The organism is Microcoleus sp. BM001215392 (assembly GCF_036700185.1).
In the GTDB taxonomy this organism is placed as follows: domain Bacteria; phylum Cyanobacteriota; class Cyanobacteriia; order Cyanobacteriales; family Microcoleaceae; genus Microcoleus.
This window is the reverse complement of the sequence record NZ_JAUBOJ010000114.1, coordinates 1-17,714: the sequence shown is the minus strand read 5'-3', so window position 1 is coordinate 17,714 and position 17,714 is coordinate 1. Positions and strand designations below refer to the sequence as shown.

The 17,714-nt window shown below is 46.4% G+C and carries 14 protein-coding genes; 9 read left to right on the top strand and 5 right to left on the bottom strand.

All coding sequences use genetic code 11. The features are described 5' to 3' along the window. Positions 1-186: 186 nt before the first annotated feature. The 3 genes from QT974_RS14435 to QT974_RS14425 all read right to left on the bottom strand — a co-directional run bounded on the left by QT974_RS14435 (position 187) and on the right by QT974_RS14425 (position 4,827). Positions 187-1,440, bottom strand: coding sequence for a class I SAM-dependent methyltransferase (locus QT974_RS14435; protein ID WP_333469158.1), 1,254 nt, complete (start codon positions 1,438-1,440; stop codon positions 187-189). A 111-nt stretch (positions 1,441-1,551) separates the two neighbouring features. Beyond that, positions 1,552-3,033, bottom strand: a complete 1,482-nt coding sequence (locus tag QT974_RS14430) for a M16 family metallopeptidase (protein WP_333469157.1) — start codon at positions 3,031-3,033, stop codon at positions 1,552-1,554. Positions 3,034-3,234: 201 nt separating this feature from the next. Next, positions 3,235-4,827, bottom strand: a complete 1,593-nt coding sequence (locus QT974_RS14425; RefSeq protein ID WP_333469156.1) for a M16 family metallopeptidase — start codon at positions 4,825-4,827, stop codon at positions 3,235-3,237. Between the two features lie 295 nt (positions 4,828-5,122). Here QT974_RS14425 and QT974_RS14420 point away from each other — a divergent pair, with 295 nt between their 5' ends. Then, entirely contained in the window at positions 5,123-5,737 is a 615-nt protein-coding gene (locus tag QT974_RS14420) for a TetR/AcrR family transcriptional regulator (RefSeq protein WP_293147517.1), read from the top strand. Between the two features lie 194 nt (positions 5,738-5,931). Continuing rightward, positions 5,932-6,453, top strand: a complete 522-nt coding sequence (locus tag QT974_RS14415) for a GNAT family N-acetyltransferase (protein ID WP_333469155.1) — start codon at positions 5,932-5,934, stop codon at positions 6,451-6,453. An 8-nt stretch (positions 6,454-6,461) separates the two neighbouring features. Here the strand turns inward: QT974_RS14415 and QT974_RS14410 are convergent, their stop codons facing one another. After that, on the bottom strand, positions 6,462-6,827 hold the full coding sequence (locus QT974_RS14410; RefSeq protein WP_333469154.1) for a hypothetical protein: 366 nt from the start codon (positions 6,825-6,827) through the stop codon (positions 6,462-6,464). Positions 6,828-6,948: 121 nt separating this feature from the next. On the opposite strand from QT974_RS14410, the gene QT974_RS14405 reads away from it, so the two are divergent. After that, positions 6,949-7,710, top strand: a complete 762-nt coding sequence (locus QT974_RS14405) for a cobalamin biosynthesis protein (RefSeq protein WP_333469153.1) — start codon at positions 6,949-6,951, stop codon at positions 7,708-7,710. Between the two features lie 7 nt (positions 7,711-7,717). Here the strand turns inward: QT974_RS14405 and QT974_RS14400 are convergent, their stop codons facing one another. Further along, positions 7,718-8,083, bottom strand: coding sequence for a phage holin family protein (locus QT974_RS14400; protein ID WP_333469152.1), 366 nt, complete (start codon positions 8,081-8,083; stop codon positions 7,718-7,720). 109 nt (positions 8,084-8,192) lie between these two features. Between QT974_RS14400 and QT974_RS14395 the strand changes: the two genes are divergently transcribed. From QT974_RS14395 to QT974_RS14370, 6 genes are all read left to right on the top strand, one after another. Beyond that, positions 8,193-8,690, top strand: coding sequence for a pentapeptide repeat-containing protein (locus tag QT974_RS14395; protein ID WP_333469151.1), 498 nt, complete (start codon positions 8,193-8,195; stop codon positions 8,688-8,690). Positions 8,691-8,954: 264 nt separating this feature from the next. Beyond that, positions 8,955-9,770 carry a PD-(D/E)XK nuclease family protein gene (locus tag QT974_RS14390; protein ID WP_333469150.1) on the top strand — a complete coding sequence of 272 codons (816 nt, stop codon included), beginning with the start codon at positions 8,955-8,957 and terminating at the stop codon, positions 9,768-9,770. A 256-nt stretch (positions 9,771-10,026) separates the two neighbouring features. Continuing rightward, positions 10,027-12,603, top strand: a complete 2,577-nt coding sequence (locus tag QT974_RS14385; protein ID WP_333469149.1) for a single-stranded-DNA-specific exonuclease RecJ — start codon at positions 10,027-10,029, stop codon at positions 12,601-12,603. Between the two features lie 258 nt (positions 12,604-12,861). Beyond that, on the top strand, positions 12,862-15,126 hold the full coding sequence (locus tag QT974_RS14380; RefSeq protein WP_333469148.1) for a serine/threonine phosphatase: 2,265 nt from the start codon (positions 12,862-12,864) through the stop codon (positions 15,124-15,126). A gap of 6 nt (positions 15,127-15,132) precedes the next feature. Further along, positions 15,133-15,267: a hypothetical protein gene (locus QT974_RS14375; protein ID WP_333469147.1), complete on the top strand. Its 135-nt coding sequence runs from the start codon at positions 15,133-15,135 to the stop codon at positions 15,265-15,267. A gap of 890 nt (positions 15,268-16,157) precedes the next feature. Next, a complete protein-coding gene (locus QT974_RS14370; protein WP_333469146.1) occupies positions 16,158-17,399 on the top strand; it encodes an FHA domain-containing serine/threonine-protein kinase in 1,242 nt (413 codons plus the stop codon). The last annotated feature ends 315 nt before the right edge of the window (positions 17,400-17,714 follow it).

The window sequence follows — 17,714 nt, the reverse complement described above, 5'->3', positions numbered from 1 at the left end:
AGATTTTATGTCCAAATGCTACGCCCTTCTAGGATTTTTGCACTCTTGTCTAATAGTTAGGTGCATCACACGAATCATCGTTAAGTCGCCGACGCAATTGTGATATCAACACATTGCACTTTTACAGAAGTTCCCATATTACCAAATCGGGAAATATGGACTTCGATCCGCGAATTCAAGCTAAGCCTAAGTTATAGGGCGATTACTTACAGACTCAGTATTAATTATAGTAGCTAGATCGGGGGAAATAAAGACATCAGGAAACAGTAAAGTTTCTAAATAGTGAAACTTTATTCCATAAAGTTTTTTAATTTCTTGGATTTGTCCAATAATCTGCTCCTTGTTAATACTCTGATTGCTTTTGATTCCCACAATCATTATATTCTTACTCGTATGTTCAGCCGCTATAAACTCAAAAACCTTGGTTTTGTAGCCAGACAATTCAAGTAAAAGCGCTCTTAATCCATCAGTCACTATTTCCGATTGCCTCTCTAGCAAAATGCCAGATTTCAGCAGCTCCTTCAAAACCATATTCGGATGAATTTGTTTCCTAACTTGCTTGTGACAGCATGGTGCTAAGATAATCAAAGAAGAATCAGATTTTATCCCTTTATAAATTGCATCATCTGTTGCAGTATCACACGCATGAAGTGCGATGGTTATGTCTGATTTTTCGGCGCTATAGTTACTGATATTGCCTTGTTTGAAATGTAAATTTTTAAACTCAACTGATTGGGCGACAGAGTTACAAAAATCGACTAAGTTGATTCTGCTTTCTATACCAATAACTGATGCTTCTTTGTCTAAAACATTGTTCAAAAAATCATAGATTGCGAAAGTTAAGTACCCTTTGCCTGAACCCATGTCAACTACAGAGATATGACTCTTCGCTGCCAATCCTGATGATTCAAGTAAGCCATTTATGATTTCTACAAACTTATTAATCTGCCTAAACTTATCTTCCATTGTTTTTACGATACTACCTTGACTGTTGGTAATACCTAAGGCTGTGAGATATAAATTGTTTTCTGATTGAATATACCGTTTTTTCTGGCGGTCGTGTTCCTGCGGAGCCGTATCAACGGGATTGGTAAAAGTAGGTTTAATAAATTTGAGTTTTGGTTTGCCATCTTTGCCATATTCAAGTTGGACATCCTGCGCGAGCGAGAATAATCTAATACTCATAAATTCACTTCCCGTCAGGGTTTTGATTAAATTTATTCCCTCTGCAATTATGTAATTTTTGACGATTTCCTGAGTTTTGTAGCTATAGGTAAAAGAAAGTTTTATGCTTGATTTAAATTGTACGCTTCTGACAATAATTTTAGTTAAACCGTCTTCTTTGCCTCGATATTTTCCTAAAGTTAATCTGATAAATTCTTGACTTTCTATACTAGAAGCTAGAATTAACTCGAATTGCTCTTGCGTGTTGATATTCATTATATTATTCAGTAGCGGTAGCGTGCGGATACATCTAAAATTTCCAAATTAAAGTCAAAATATCACAGCAACGCACCACACAATAGTCTGGTGCGTTACACGAATTATTGATTAAGTTGCCGACGGAATTGTGATATCAACAGATTGCACTTTTACCGCTGTTCCCAAACTCGATAATGGCGGTTGAATCGCCGCAGTATTTCCCACTACTAACGTTACCAAATTATCCGGTTTCAAGTAAGTCTTAGCTACACGCTGCACGTCAGCAATTGTGGCTGCTTCGATGCTGCGGCGGTATCGAAAAATGAAATCTTCGGGATAACCGTAGTATTCGTAGCGCATTAGTCGCGACAAAGTTTGACTCGGGTTTTCAAATTTGAAGATGAAAGAATTGAGGGTGGAATCTTTAGCAAAAGCTAATTCTTCGGCGGTAATTGGTTCGGTGCGAATACGATCGATCTCAGCGCGGATTGCTTTAATAAACGGTACTGTCGCGTCCGATCGCGTTTGGCCTCCAGCCACAAACGTCCCAGGATAGTCAAATCTCGGACTCCAAGCCGCGTAAACCGTGTACGCTAAGCCTTGGCGCGATCGCACATTATTGAACAAACGCCCGCCAAAACCGTTCATAACCCCATTCATCACGTCCAAAGCACCGTAATCTGGACTGTTCAACATCCCGCCCAAATGCCCCATCTGCACGTAACTTTGACTTAATTGCGGCTGATCCACCAAAAATATGCCGCCGCCCTTTACAGGCGTTACCGCTGGTAGCGCAGGCACTTCTGCACTCTGAGTCGGTACCCAATTGCCGAATTTTTGCTCAACGAGCGATCGCATTTTCGCCGTATCAAAATCGCCCGAAATACCCAAAATCATATTCTTGGGGTGGAAATACTTCTGGTAGAAACCCACCAAATCGCTGCGGGAAATATTGCCGAGAGTCTTGTATTCTACCGTGCGCGCGTAGGGACTGCCAGATCCGTAAATTAACTTTTGAAACTCGCGGCCAGTAATACTGTTAGGATCGTCATTGCGACGGGCGATGCCACCTTGCTCTTGATTCTTCGCCAAATCCAACTTTTCCTGAGCAAAAATTGGCTCCCGAAGCACTTCCGCAAACAAGTCAAATACGGGTTCCACATCTTCAGCTAAAGCACTAAAACTAGCGTTACCAGAAGTAACATCAATCCCCGTTTCTACCGAAGCAGCTCGCTGCTCTAACAACTGATTTAATTCATCAGCCGTATGGCGGCTCGTACCACCAGTTCGCATCACTTCTCCCGTCAAACCTCCCAATCCAATTTTATCAGCAGGTTCAAAACGATCGCCCGTGCGAAATAGCGCCGTCCCCCCGACTAGCGGAAGTTCTCTATCTTCCATCAGATACACGCGGATGCCATTTTTTAGCTCAAAGCGAGTGTATTTAGGGAGTTTAATTTCTGGCACCGGCGGGAATTTCAATTCATCGTAGTGCTTCGGGCCAGCAGCTAGGGAAGGCAATAAATTAAACGTGCCAAGTGAAACAGTAAAAAAGCAAAGCGACAGTAGAAATAACTTGACTTTTTTTAGTCTCAATTTAGTCCTTTTCATTCTTGCTCCTAAGTTTGATATCGTGAAATAGCGTAGGGGCGGTGCTCTGTGCCCGCCCTAGATGCGAGTCTATTTCCCAGTCTGCGGAGGCAGACTTCGTTTGTATAGTCGCGGTTTCAACCGCCGAGTCTTAGTCTGCGGAGGCAGACTTAGTTTGTATAGTCGCGGTTTCAACCGCCGAGTCCAAATCGAGGCTTCTTCTTACAGCGACAAAAGCTTGCCAATCGTGCGATTTTCCGGGCGGAAAGTTGCCTTAGCTACTCGCTGAATGTCAGCAGGAGCAACAGCCGCGAGATCGTCCAACTGCTTAAACAGATTTTTCCACGAACCAGTTTTTACTTGATAGTCCAGCAGCGAAAATGCCATACCCATATTAGAATTGAGCGATCGCAACAAACCAGCTCTCGCCTGAGTCTTCACCCGTTCCAACTCTGCATCAGACACCGGATCGGTTTTTAGGCGATCGATTTCCTTACTCAAAGCTATTGCTACCTCATCAACCGTCTTACCCGGAGCAGTTTGAGCGTAAAATAGCATCAAATTCGGGTACTTTTCCCCCGGATAACCGCTGAAACCTTGAGCAGCTAGCGCCAATTGCTGTTGTTCAACCAAGGATTTATAAAGCCGAGAAGTGCGGCCGCTGCTGAGCAAAGAACCAATGAGTTGATAAACCGCATTATCGGGATGATTCATCGCCGGCCTGTGGTATCCTTCCAAATACCAAGGTTGAGTTTTTAACTTCAGCGTCACTTCCTTCGTTTGAGTTTGCGGAGGCTCCACAATTTGCAATTCAGGAGGCGCTGGTTTCGCCTTGTAGCGGCCGAAATAAATTTGAGCGAGTCGCTTCACCTCCGCAGCTTTCACATCTCCTACCACCGCCACAGTTAGCTTGCTGGGGATGTAGTGAGTATCAAAAAATGTCTGCACCTGGCTGCGGGTAAGGTTCTTAATGTCTTCAGTGTAGCCAATCACCGGACGGCGGTAAGGATGAACAGAGAAAGCTTTGTCAGCAAAAACTTCGACCATTTGCCCGATCGCCGAATTCTCAGTGCGCAGCCTCCGTTCTTCTAAAATTACCTGTTTTTCCTTATAAAATTCCCGAAAAACAGGTTCGAGAAAGCGCTCTGATTCCAGCGACATCCACAGCTCTAATTTGTTAGCCGGGAGGCTGTAAAAATACATGGTCGAGTCGATAGAAGTGGCGGCATTTAATCCAACTCCGCCTGCTTGTTCGACAATTTTGCCGAATTCATTGCGCTTGACAAATTGCAAAGCTTCGGATTCAACCTTGTCAAATTCTGCTTTGATTTTGGCGATTTCTTCAGTTTTGCCGATCGCCTTGGCTGCTTGCATTTGCTCAAAAAGCTGGTCTTGTTTTTCTAGCAGCGGCTTTTCGGCTTTGTAGTCGGTAGTGCCGATTTTTGGCGTACCTTTAAAGGCTAAATGTTCCAGGTAGTGGGCGACTCCCGTTTGACCGTCGGGTTCGTTGGCACCTCCCACGTCGGCATGAATCAGAAACGATGCTACCGGGGATCTGGGCCTTTCTAGCACCACGAAAGTCATGCCGTTGTCGAGCTTAAATTCCGTGACTTGGTTGATTACTCGATCGAGCGACGGTTGAACAGAGATTGCTTGGGAGCCGTTAGCGGGGTTCTCGCGGGCGGAGGCGATTTCGGGGGAAATTGCCCACCACAGCAGCACAGCGGCGAGTACCGAGGCGATGAATCGAGTTTTGCGGGGCGATTGCTTACGGGATAGCTTCGCCGCGCGTAGTTTTTGGAACTGCGGGGTCATTCGATTTTAGATTTTAGATTTTAGATTTTAGATTGGAGATTTTGGATTGTCAAACAAAAAAATGTTTGTGATCGGCGGCCAGAGAGTCTTTTCTAAGGATAAAGATTTTTGGAGGCATAAGCGATCTGTTGCGCCGCAGATGTTAGGCTGATACAGCCAATTTCAAAAATGGTCTGGGGCTTGGCAAGGAGTTTGAGTTTGGGATTAAAGTCGCGCACAACTTAAAACTTAACATTATTTCGTCCGCCCGTCCCAAACCCACAGTTCCAAGTCGCAAATTATCAATTGCAAAGCCATGCGAATTTTTAATCAATCTCCTCCTTCAGAAACAGAAACCAAGAAGCGAATTTTACAAGCAGCTCAGCGGTTGTTTGCTCGCAGCGGATACGACGGTACGACAACTCGGGATTTAGCCGCAGCGGCGGGGGTGGCGGAGGGTACGTTATTTCGGCATTTTGATAATAAAAAAGCGATTTTGGTTGAGGTAGCGACGGAAGGATGGGTGGAAATACTGACAGATTTGCTAACAGAATTGAGCGAAATGGGCAGTTACAAAGCAGTGGCTCAGGTGATGCGCAGGCGGATGCTGAATATCCGCGAGAATAGCGATATGATGCGGGTGTGTTTTTTGGAGGCGCAATTTCACCCGGATTTGCGCGACAAAATTCAGTTGGAAGTCATCGGAAAAATGAGTATTGTGGCTGAGGCTTTTTTTGAAACGGCGATGGAAAAAGGAGTTTATCGCAAGATGAATCCGAAGATTGTCGCTCAAGTATTTTTGGGAATGTTTGCCGTCGCAGGTTTCAGTCAAAATACGATAATGGAGCCGAATGCTTCCCCACAGGAAATGCAGGAAATGGCGGAAGGATTGGCAGATATTTTTCTGAATGGAGTTTTGGTTAAGGATTAGTCAGTTGTCAGTGGTTAGTTGTTAGTTGCAATTAGCGCGAGCGTCCCCGCTCGCGAACGTCATTAGCGCGAGCGTCCCCGCTCGCGAACGTCGTTAATCATTAGTCATTAGTAGTTCGCATTTTTTTCCTTCTTATTCTTCCACACATTTGTTAAATCCGTGAACCGAATCCTTTGCCGAACTTTCTTCTACTTATGAACAAAATCTTAGACTATTCTATTCGGCCCCTAACGCAGGAAGACGAGCCTTTTCTTTGGCAAATGCTGTACGAAGCGGCGCACATTGCAGAAGAAGGTGAATCAACGGTGGAAGACGTGGTGAATCATCCTTTAATTGCGAAATATGTCAAGCATTGGGGACGTGCAGGCGATATGGGCTTCGTAGCAATTGAATTGAACAGCAGCCAGCCCATAGGAGCGGCGTGGCTGCGTTTGTTTGCAGGGGATGACAGGGGGTTTGGCTGGATTGACGATACTATCCCGGAATTGGCGATCGCGGTTTTTCCAGAATATACCAATCAGGGTGTAGGAACTCAATTGCTGGCTCGTTTGTTGTCCCAAGCGAAAGCATCTTACCCAGCGGTATCCCTGAGTGTCAGAAGCTCAAATCGGGCCCAGAATTTGTACGAGCGATCGGGATTTAAAGTAATTGAGGGAAGCGAGATAATTAACCGCACAGCCGGCACATCATTGACTATGAAAATAGATTTTGATTGAGTGAATTATTACTCATCGTTAAACTCGTACATTTGTCGTACCCAATTCTCCCGATTTTCCTGCCAGTCATCGGAAACTACTTCCCAAGTTGTATTGCTTTCAAGTTCCAGCAATAAACTTGATACTTCTTCAAGAGTCGATGCTGACTGACATTCTTCTACCCAACTTTCCCGGCGCCCTTTCCATTGATTTTGCACCGCTTCCCACTCGATGTCTGATTCCAATTCAACTATAAATTCTGCTAGCTGTGACGGATTGACTGCTGCTTCTACGTCACTCACCCAACTGTCGCGACGTTCTTTCCATTCTTTCGTCACTGCTTCCCAGGTGAGGTTGCTTTCAAACTCTAACAGTAACTGGTTCAGTTCTACCATATTAAATGTTTTCTTGTTTGCAGTTTGCGTTAAAATGATTGTACAAAAAAGATCGACAAATAATGTTAAAAGATTTTTAAGATTGCAGTCTCAGTGAAAATACGGAATAGATAATTCAATAATGAGGGATGAATTTACTTTAAATATGCTAGACATTCCCAACGGTTGGAATCGCGGGACAGGCGACTGGACCGGAGTTGCCGCTGCGATGCAGAGAGGGGAAACTGTAGAAGTAATTCAAGAAGTTGGTTCGACTTTGTGGCGAAACAGTTTGCCAGCAAAACATTCTTTGTATTGGGAAGGGGAAAATCGATCGCCTATCAAAGGGCGAATTTGGATTAGTTTTACTCAGAGAAAATTTGCACCGGAATCTGTTTTGCCAAAGGTTCAGTGGCATCCGAGAGTGTTGTGGATAGGGATAGGTTGTCAGGCCCGAACTTCGCGAGAATTAATTGAAACTGCGATTCAAAATGTCTGTCGCAGTTATCATTTAGCTGAAGGTGCGATCGCAGGTATTGCTACTATAGACACTAAAGCAGGCGAAATCGGCTTGGTGGAACTTTGTCAAGCCCGAAATTGGCTGTTAAAAACCTTTGCGGCTGATGTTTTAAGTTCCGTAGCAGTCCCCAATCCTTCAGATGTTGCAGCAACAGCAGTCGGCACGCCCAGCGTAGCAGAAGCCGCTGCACTTTGCGCGATCGCCCAAATTGTAACCGCCCACCAACACCAAAAAACGCAGATATCCATCAATCATCTGCGTTTCTCTCCGTTGATGGGCGCTGCGCAGCCCCTGTTAGTTCCGAAAAAAATATTTCGCTCGGACAAAAAACTCGGCTCTGTTACAGTAGCGGTTGCAGTTTGCCCGATCGACTATCTAGGATAATATCTGACTACTCAACACTGCCGGCATTCACAAATCGACCAATCAACCCAGAAACAAACGACAACACAATCGAACCAAACAAAGCAGGCCAAAAACCATTAACTGCAAAGCCGATACTGAACGCACCAGCCAACCACGAAGCCAGGGAAAGCGAAATTGCATTCACCACAAACAAAAACAAACCTAAACTAAGAATGCTCAAAGGCAGCGTCAGCAATGTAATAATCGGCCTGACAACTGCATTCACAAATCCGATCACCACAGCAGCCACCATCGCCGCCGGAAAGCTCGTCACCAAAATACCTGGTACAAGGTTAGCGGTAATCACCAGCGAAACTGCGGCTACTATCCAAGTTAAGAAAAAACTTAGCATATCGTTTTTTTCATCTCCATCACTATTAATTTAGATTGTAACTGTTTAGTCGATCGACCAAAGTTCGGGATACACTACGAAATACCCACCTTGCGAGAATCCCAGATTTATGAAACTCCGGCAACTAGCAGCACTCCTATTGGCGCTAACCATCTTCATCCTGCCGCGCGCAGCCCAAGCTCAATCTAAATATTATCCACCGCCCCTGTCCTTCAGCAACGCCGAACTGACAAGACGCGATTTTTCCGGTCAAATCCTGCGCTCCGCTGAATTTTCTAACGCTAATATGGACTTGACTAATTTTTCTAATGCCGATTTGCGAGGAGCAATTATGAGCGCTTCGGTAATGACTCAGGCAAATTTGCACGGCGCCAATTTAACCAATGCGATGATCGATCAAGTTAAATTTACTAATGCTGACTTAAGCGATGCCATTTTAGCCGAAACAATTTTGCTGCGTTCTACTTTTGACGGAGTTAATATCACAGGCGCTGATTTTACAGACTCAATCATGGACGGCGCACAACTTAAAGAATTGTGCACCAAAGCCAGCGGGATTAATTCTCAAACAGGAATTTCTACTCGCGATTCTTTGGGATGTCGCTGATTTATCTAAATCCCATAATTTCAAGCTCGGGAAAATTGCCAAAGATACGGTCTTGCCTTTCCCGAAGTATCAAATTAAGTATTTGAGATAGTGTCGGCTCGAACGACCATAAATAATAAGATTGGCTGGTTCGTAGTGAGGACTTTAGTCCTCAGAATCGGAGGACTAAAGTCCGAACGATCAAACGTTTTGATCGCAGATAGCCTACCTGAAAAAACTCCGATTACCAAATCTTGTCAAAACCCCACAACATCACACCCAAAAATGTTCCGACTCTCCCAAACTCAACTCAAAATATTCGAGGAATGTCCCCGTAAATTCCAACACAGCTATCTAGAACTGCTCGCCACCACCACCTCGCCAGAACACCAAGAAAAACTGGCGTGGGGAAGCCGCTTTCACCTGTTGATGCAGCAGCGAGAGCTCGGATTGCCGATCGCATCTATCATCCAACAAGACCCCGAAATTGGACGCTGCGTCGCAGCCTTGATCGATGCAGCACCCGAACTTTTCGCGAGTTCAGAAAATAGCGACCAAATTTTCCGCCAAGCCGAACACCTCCGCACCCTAATTGTTCAAGACTACCTGTTCACCGTTATCTACGACTTATTAATAGCCGAACCAAACACAGCTCAAATTCTTGACTGGAAAACCTATCCCCGCCCTCAAAAATCCAAACGGATAGCCGAAAGTTGGCAAACTCGCCTCTATTTATATGTCTTAGTTGAAACCAGCGACTATTCCCCAGAACAAGTATCCATGACATACTGGTTCGTACAATTGCGAGCAGAAGAACCGCCACAAAAACTGACTTTTTCCTACAGCCAAGCAGAGCACGATCGCACCAAACAAGATTTAACCCGCCTTTTGGACAACCTCAGCAACTGGCGACAATGCTACACTCAAGGTGGCGATTTTTTGCCTCAAGTAGAAATTACCGCCAATCTTTGCGATTCCTGTCAATTCGCCACTCGCTGCAACCGCACCCTAGAAACCAAAACTTACTCGCCAAATTTTGCCCCAGAAACTCCTGCAAATTGGCTGCCCAACCTTGCTATAATCGACGAAATATCTATTTAACTAAACTTTTTACTATGCAAACTCTTTGGTAAAACAGTTTCAATCCTCGACGCATTGGGAAGCGACAAACCTGGTCGATCCGAATTTTTTCGTTGAGTAACGAGCAATCTCCGCAGCAACCGCATTTTTGAGGTCTTCACCCGCCACAGAACTAACTTCGGACAGTCGCCCAGTCGCGGCAAATTTATAGATATTATGAATCTGAATCAAAGATTGTTGGCGAAGTGAAACCCTAGAATAATTCATGAAATAACCGATGACCGAACTCTCTCAAAACTGGCAAAATCAACCATTATCCCAACCGCCAGATTGGCTGCTACAAGCTGTCAGAAACCACGCCCCGGAACTACCGGGAAAATATGCCGCCGCACTTCTCTGGTACAGAGGAATTCACAACCCGGAACAAATAGCTGGTTTCTTAAATCCCAAACTGTACCAGCCAGCAAGTGCGTTTGAATTTGGAATAGAAATGGACTGGGCGATCGCCAGAATTCAGCAAGCAATCAACGGCGCCGAAAAAGTTGCAATTTGGGGAGACTTTGACGCTGACGGCATTACATCAACATCGGTTTTGTGGGACGGACTAGGAGAATTTTTTGCCAAAGACGACCAACTAATTTATTACATTCCCAACCGCTTAACCGAATCTCACGGACTCAATATCCCAGGCATAGACAGCTTGCAAAAATTGGGAATTAGCTTAATTATTACCTGCGATACAGGCAGTACAAACCTTGCTGAAATCGAATATGCTACCAGTTTAGGTATCGATACAATTATCACCGACCACCATACATTACCCGACGATCGCCCTCGGGCCACAGCAATTATCAATCCACGCTATTTTGAACCCCACCACCCACTGTTCAACCTCTCCGGCGTGGCGGTAGCTTACAAATTAATCGAAGGACTGTATCACACTTTACCCGAGGTTCCGCAGCGACCTCTGGCAGATTTACTGTCATTAGTAGCGATCGGCTTAATTGCCGATTTAGTCCAACTTACAGGAGACTGCCGCTACCTAGCACAACTCGGCATCGAACAACTACAAACACAAATCGCCAATCCCACCCGCCCGGGAGTTGCAAAATTGCTCGAACTGTGCAAAAAAACGGGCGATCGCCCCACCGACATTTCCTTCGGCCTCGGCCCCCGAATCAACGCCGTCAGCCGCATTCAAGGCTCGGCCAGATTCTGCGTAGAACTCCTCACCAGCCGCGACAAAAAACGCTGCGAAGAACTAGCAAATTTAACCGAAATTGCCAACTCCCGGCGCAAATCTTTACAAAAAGACGTAGCCAAAGACGCAGCCGAAAAACTAGCCAAACTCGACCTGTCAACAACTACCGTTATCGTCCTCAGCGACCCCCAATGGCCCGTAGGAGTATTGGGATTAGTAGCAGGACAAATCGCCCAAGAATACGGTCGCCCCGCGATTTTATTCAGCACAGAAACAACCCAAGAAACTCCCGAAAAATTGCCCCAAACCCAATCAATTGACACTTCTATCCCCGAATCACCAACTATTTTTCAATCTCAAATTCCCCATCAAAAATCTCAAATAGCCAGAGGTTCGGCGCGTTCTGCCAATCAAATAGACCTTTACCAATTAGTCAAAGACCAAGCACACTTATTGGAAAAATTCGGCGGTCATCCCTTCGCTGCCGGATTGAGTCTCCCAGTTGAAAATATCCCCCTATTTACCGAAGCAGTCAATCAGCAACTGCGCCAACAATACAGCCCGGAAAATTTAACAGCAGCCCCGGTTAAAGCCGACCTCACAGTTACTGTCTCCGAATTAGGCAAAGAGTTATTTCAAGAACTCAAATTGCTCGAACCATGCGGCATGGGCAACCCCCCACCCAAGTTGATGATTGAAAATTGTTGGTTTGACAATCTCTGGAATCAAAAAATTAAAGACTTGAAAGGGCACAAAGTAGAATATATCAAAACCGAATTTACCATTAGAGATCAGTCTAGCGATACAGGATTTTCTGGCATTTGGTGGGGACACTATCAAAACGAAGTTCCTCAAGGGCGCTGCGACGCCACAGTCGAACTCGATTTTAATACTTACAAATCGCGGTATGAAGTGCGCCTCCTAGCAGTGCGATCGCGCGCCGAACACAGCCAAATCCATTCCCCGACTAACATAGACTGGATCGTAGACTGGCGCAACAAAAATAACCCAGCAGAGTTATTACCAGCCTGCGCCAACTCCGAAACTCAAATATCTGCACAAAATTTAGTGGAGAGTTCAGAAATACTCGATCGCCAAAACTCGATCGTCCTCAAAGAATGCCCCGCAAGCTGGGACGAACTGCGCATCTGGTTTAGGCAAGCACAGCACGCTCAAAAAAAACTCGCCGTCGCTTACAGTCTACCCCCAGCCGTACCGCCGCAGCAAATCTGCCAACAGCTAATCGGCATCGCCAAATACCTCAGCCGCACCAACAAACCCGTCACCAGACAACAACTAATTCAAAAACTCGGCATCAGCGACACCTCCCTCAAACTCGGGTTCATCACCTTAAAACATCTCGGTTTCACAGTCAATTATCGCGATCGAGCTTTTCACATCACCAGACAAACCGCAACCCCACACCAACCAGACGCAGGAGATTCCATCCCCAAATCCTTATTAGATAGCCAATCCATCCAATTCTCCGCAGCAAATTCTCCGCAAGCCGCCCGTTATGCAGCGCAATTCCTAGCAGCAGTCTCCGAAGAACAATTCCGGCGGAAATATTTTTGTGAAGTACCCCTTTCTACCATTGTGTCGATCGCCCGAGAGACCATTTTCCAAGAAGATTCCACAGAAAATCCCTTCTAACTCAGATATTGCACCATTTTCGGTCACAAAAATAGGCCCTGTTCCCCCTCAGCCCCCGGTGTATTCCTGACAGCGATGCCACATCTCAGTTCTAAGAAATATCTTAGTTCTCAATTGATGCCGATAAAATAGGGCATAGGGCAATGAAAGTTATCGGTTGCGAGTCACGCCCAAAACTCCTAGCTGATAACTCACATCCCAAACCCCAACCTCCCCCACCGCTTTCACTCGATCGCACATCTCCAATTTAAAACCCCTATGCTCCTGTGTCCCCGCTGTCAATTTGAAAATCCCGATCAAAACAAGTTTTGCCAACAATGCGGAAATTCCCTAATTTACAAACCTTGCCCCCAATGCGACGCCCAAGTCGCTGTTAGCGCCGCATTATGTCAAAATTGCGGAGTCGCAACAGGTCAAGTGTGGCGGGCGATTATCTGCGGTCGATCGAGCTTTCCAGCAGTTAAGCCAGACGAGCCAACCATACCCCCAGCCGAGCTTGCACAAAAACCAGACATACTTCCTGAAACCGCACCAGCCACCTACTCGCTACAACCAACAGCAGACGCCAACCCAACAGAAATCAGTGCCGGCGCAGCCACAGATCCCCAGCCCCATGCCGCCGAAGGTGGTGCCAAAACCAGCGCCGAAATCGCCGTAGGGGCGATCGATCCAGAATCTATTCAAACAAACCAAAAAATCTCTACTACAGAACCACAGGGCGAAATAACCGCATCTGAGAACAATTTTACAACCGCATCCGGGCCCGAACCAACTGAGAAAGCAACCGACAGCCCCGAGGGCGCAGTTCCCCAATCCCCAGAAATCCCAGCCCCCAATTCCGAATATTTAATTTCTTCGCAGCCAGCAGGAACCTATTTAGACAGCCAGCAGCGCTACCAACTCTTAGAAACCCTGCCCGCCAGAAAACCTTCAGACACCGTAGCAGTAACAGTATTGGACTGTCAGCCCCTGCAAATGTCACCCCTCAAAGCCATGCTAGCAGCCAACTCTGCCAGCGTCGCCAAACGCACGTCCCCCTACACCACCCCCGTTAAACCCGGAGAAAATGCCACCAATTGGGCCCTAGCAGAGCTTTGCCAAGGCATAGCAGAACCTTATCTGGCACTGCGGTGGCAATTTTCTCACAATCTGCCAGTCATTCACGATAGCTGGTCGGACAACCAACAAGCAGTGCTGTTGCTAGAAGACTGCTCGCAATGGCCGCTGCTGGTAGAACGCTGGAGTCAGCCGTCCACTTCCACCCAGCAAATTGTGTACTGGCTCCACGAAATGACCGAACTCTGGGCGGCCCTAGAACCTTGGCACTGCCGCCAAAGCTTGTTGGAACTGACAAATTTGCGAGTCAACCCCGACTCTTCGTTTTCCTTTGCCTCTGTGCGCCTGCAATACCTCTATCCCGAACCCGCCGGCTCAAACTTGCAACTGATAGATTTGGGGCAACTCTGGCAGGCCATATTTAACCAGTCCGATCGCACTCAGTTTGGCGCTTTGCTGGAACTCCTGCAACAAATGTACAGGGGTGAGATTAACACCATAGAAGAATTGCGATCGCGCCTAGAAACCGTTCCCCTCGAACTCCAACCCGCACCGACCGCCCTATCAGCCCCACAGAGCGAGCATTACCAGAGTCCCGACTCCTCCCCCTCAGAAGTTGTTGGCGAGGTCTTAACCCAGCCCATGCCCGTCCAGATTTACAGCTTACAAGAAGCTGGCCTCACCGATGTCGGCCGCACCCGCGACCACAACGAAGACTTTTTCAGCATCTGGACTCAGCTCAACAAACTCGAAACCTCCTTCGGTCGAATCTTTCAAACCAAAGGACTTTACATTCTCTGCGACGGCATGGGCGGACACGACAGCGGAGAAGTAGCCAGTCAATTAGCCGCAGAAACCCTCAGAGAATTCTTTCAAACCACTTGGGAAAATCAACTGCCCCAGGCAGAGACCATCCGCCAAGGAGTCCTGCTAGCCAACAAAGCCATCTTTGAAATCAATCAAAAGGACGGCCGCTCCGGCAGCGCCCGCATGGGAACCACTTTAGTCACAGTCTTAGTTCAAGACACCAAATTCGCCGTTGCTCACGTCGGCGACAGCCGCCTCTACCGACTCAAAAAAGGACAACCCCTAGAAAAAATTACCTCAGATCACGAAGTAGGGCAGCGCGAAATTAAGCGCGGGGTTGACCCGGAAACAGCTTATTCCCGCCCCGACGCCTATCAACTAACTCAAGCCATCGGCCCGCGAGACAGTAATTTTCTCAAGCCTGACGTGCAGTTTTTAGACTTGTGCGAAGATACTTTATTGATTTTGGCCTCCGACGGTCTGACAGATAACGATTTGTTGGAAACTCACTGGCAGAGCATTCTCGAACCCCTCTTCAATCCCCAAGCCGATCTCGATCGCGGAGTTGCCGAGTTGATTGAATTAGCCAACAAACGCAACGGTCACGACAATATCACGGCCATTATTATTCGCGCCCAGGTAGGCCCATTTCGATTTTAGATTTGGATGCTGCAAACTTTCTCTTTGCCGCCCCCAAGCCAGCCGCCGCAGCAAGTTAAACCTGCCATTGTTCCAGGTTCGGGAACAGGCTCTGAGTTTTCACAATGGTTGATGGGCGATCGCCAAAAGTCTCAGGCTTAAAGACAGCTCATGTTTTGATGGGGTCAAGGGGCGCCCACAGCCAAGGGGAAAGCAATTGAACCCTGTCAAACCTCGCTTGAGACAAATTTCACGACAGCCCCAATACGGTTGCAGAAAAGCTTTTGAGAGCAAACCATTGATTGCTAGCTTTAATTTCTAGGGGCGGTAATCCGTAGCTAGACGAAAAAGTATTTTCATAAGGAGCCTTCACCGACTACAGAGTTAGTCTAATTAAAAAAACTTAAACTAAAATTAAGTCAGGCAGCTTGTGCTGAGTTTGCCCCACTCAAGACCAATCCCACCACACCGGCTGTTGCAGCCAGAGAACATCTACGCAAAAGTTTAGCCTTTGTCAACATATTCTTGGTGTTTGAAATTGTGAGCTCGATCGTTTTTACTTTTAAAGTGCTGGTACTTGTCAATGATTTTACATACCAATACCGCCCCCAAAAATAACCGAGCCTCAAATCTTATAAAATCTTTAATAAAAATCAGGATATTATGAAAATTGGATAAAACTAATGATTCAAACTAAACTCATGGGGGAATAACCGCGGCTGTTGTGAGTTGCTGATTGTTGAAAATCAACACTTGGGACAGTTAGTATGTAATTTTCTAGATACACTAAGGGTTTCAGGGTGCTCCTCTGGCAGGGCAACGCTTGCTTGGCACAAAACTTGCCAGCGGGAAATCAAGGATTTTAGAATACAAACTCTAAACAGTCTGGACTATTGAACAATTTAAAAATAAAACTCCAGAGCGCTTATAAATTGTTAATATTTGAATTTAAATATTGAAATTTAAATTGTTTTATACTCTATGCTCTCAACCTATAAATTGCGGCTCGCCCGCCACTGCCAAATCATGCAGATTAATCACATCAATCGAAAATGCTGCTGACTCTTTTAGATCCAGAAAAAAATACCCCCCTGCAACAGTGGAGTTTCGAGAGCGAGTCGATCGTCCGCATCGGCCGCTCTGGGGAAAATCAAGTTGTGATTCCCAATGCTCTAGTGTCGCGGCAGCACGTGGAATTACAAAGAGTTACAAGTGGCGCCGATCCTCAGTGGTACTTAGTGAATTCCGGGACAAATGGCACTTTTGTTAACGGTATTCTCATGTCTCAGGGCTGGATTTCCGATGGTGCTACGATCCAGTTGGCGCGGGGCGGCCCTACTTTGCATTTCCAAGCTATCACTATTCAACTCGGCGGCAAAATTGAAGCCAACCCTACCCTCAATCTTGCCACTCCGAGGTGCACCCACACGGGAAACCCGCCGGCGAATTTATTCTGCATCCACTGCGGAGAACCGATTAAAGTCGATCGCACAGTCCGTCACTACCAAGTCCTGCGAACTTTGGGCCAAGGCGGTATGGGGACAACGACTTTAGCTTGGGATCGAGAGAAAGCAAAAGCTCAAAAACCCGGAAGTTCACCCGCAGCATCTCTGGTAGTTCTTAAGGAAATGAATGCTGACATGGCTCAAATAGTTAAAGCTCAAGAACTGTTTGAACGTGAAGCTAAAACTCTCAAGGCCCTCCACCATCCGGGAATTCCTCAGTTTTTTGACTTTTTTGTCGAAGGCGGCAAAAAATACTTGGTGATGGAAATGCTCCACGGCGAGGATTTAGAAAAACGCATCTACAACCGCGGCCCTGTTACTCCCCAGCAAGCAATAGAGTGGACGATCCAAACCTGTGAGGTTTTGGACTACATCCACTCTCAAAAACCCCCGATCGTCCACCGAGATATTAAACCTGCTAATTTGCTAGTACGGCACCGTGACAATAGCATTACAGTGCTGGATTTTGGCGCCGTTAAAGAAATCGGCACTCCTCCGGGCACTCGCATCGGCGTTGAAGGTTACACCGCCCCAGAACAAGACCGAGGACAGCCTCTCCCTCAGTCCGATTTATATGCTATTGGGCCTACTTTGATTTTTTTGCTGACGGCCCAAAGCCCTCAAAAGTTTTATGGCAAAATTAATCGAGGTTACGGATTTAAGCTCGAAAATATTCCGACTATCGCCCCGAAACTGCGGGATACCATTTTGCGAACCACAGCAGCTAAGCCTGGAGATCGCTTTCAAACCGCTAAACAATTAGCTCGAGCTTTAGCAGATTGTCTTTAACACAACTCATTAGTCATTAGTCATCTTGCGCCCCTGTAGCCGAAGGGAGCCGAAGGCTAGTCATCAGTCAGCTCGCCCCCCTGTAGCCGAAGGGTAGTCCTGCCGTCATTAGTCGTTAGTCAGAAGGAATAAGTCGGTATTTTTTTGTCAGGATTCGCTCGCAAGAGCAAGACTTAAGTGGCAAATAGTTTGCTAAATTTATCTACAGTTGATTGCCCAGAGTCAGTTCCATGTTTGCCGTCAAGCGAGCGCTCAAATTGGGTTCTTCCTTACTTGGTATGCTAAACTAACAGTTAAAATGCCAAGTAAGCAAAC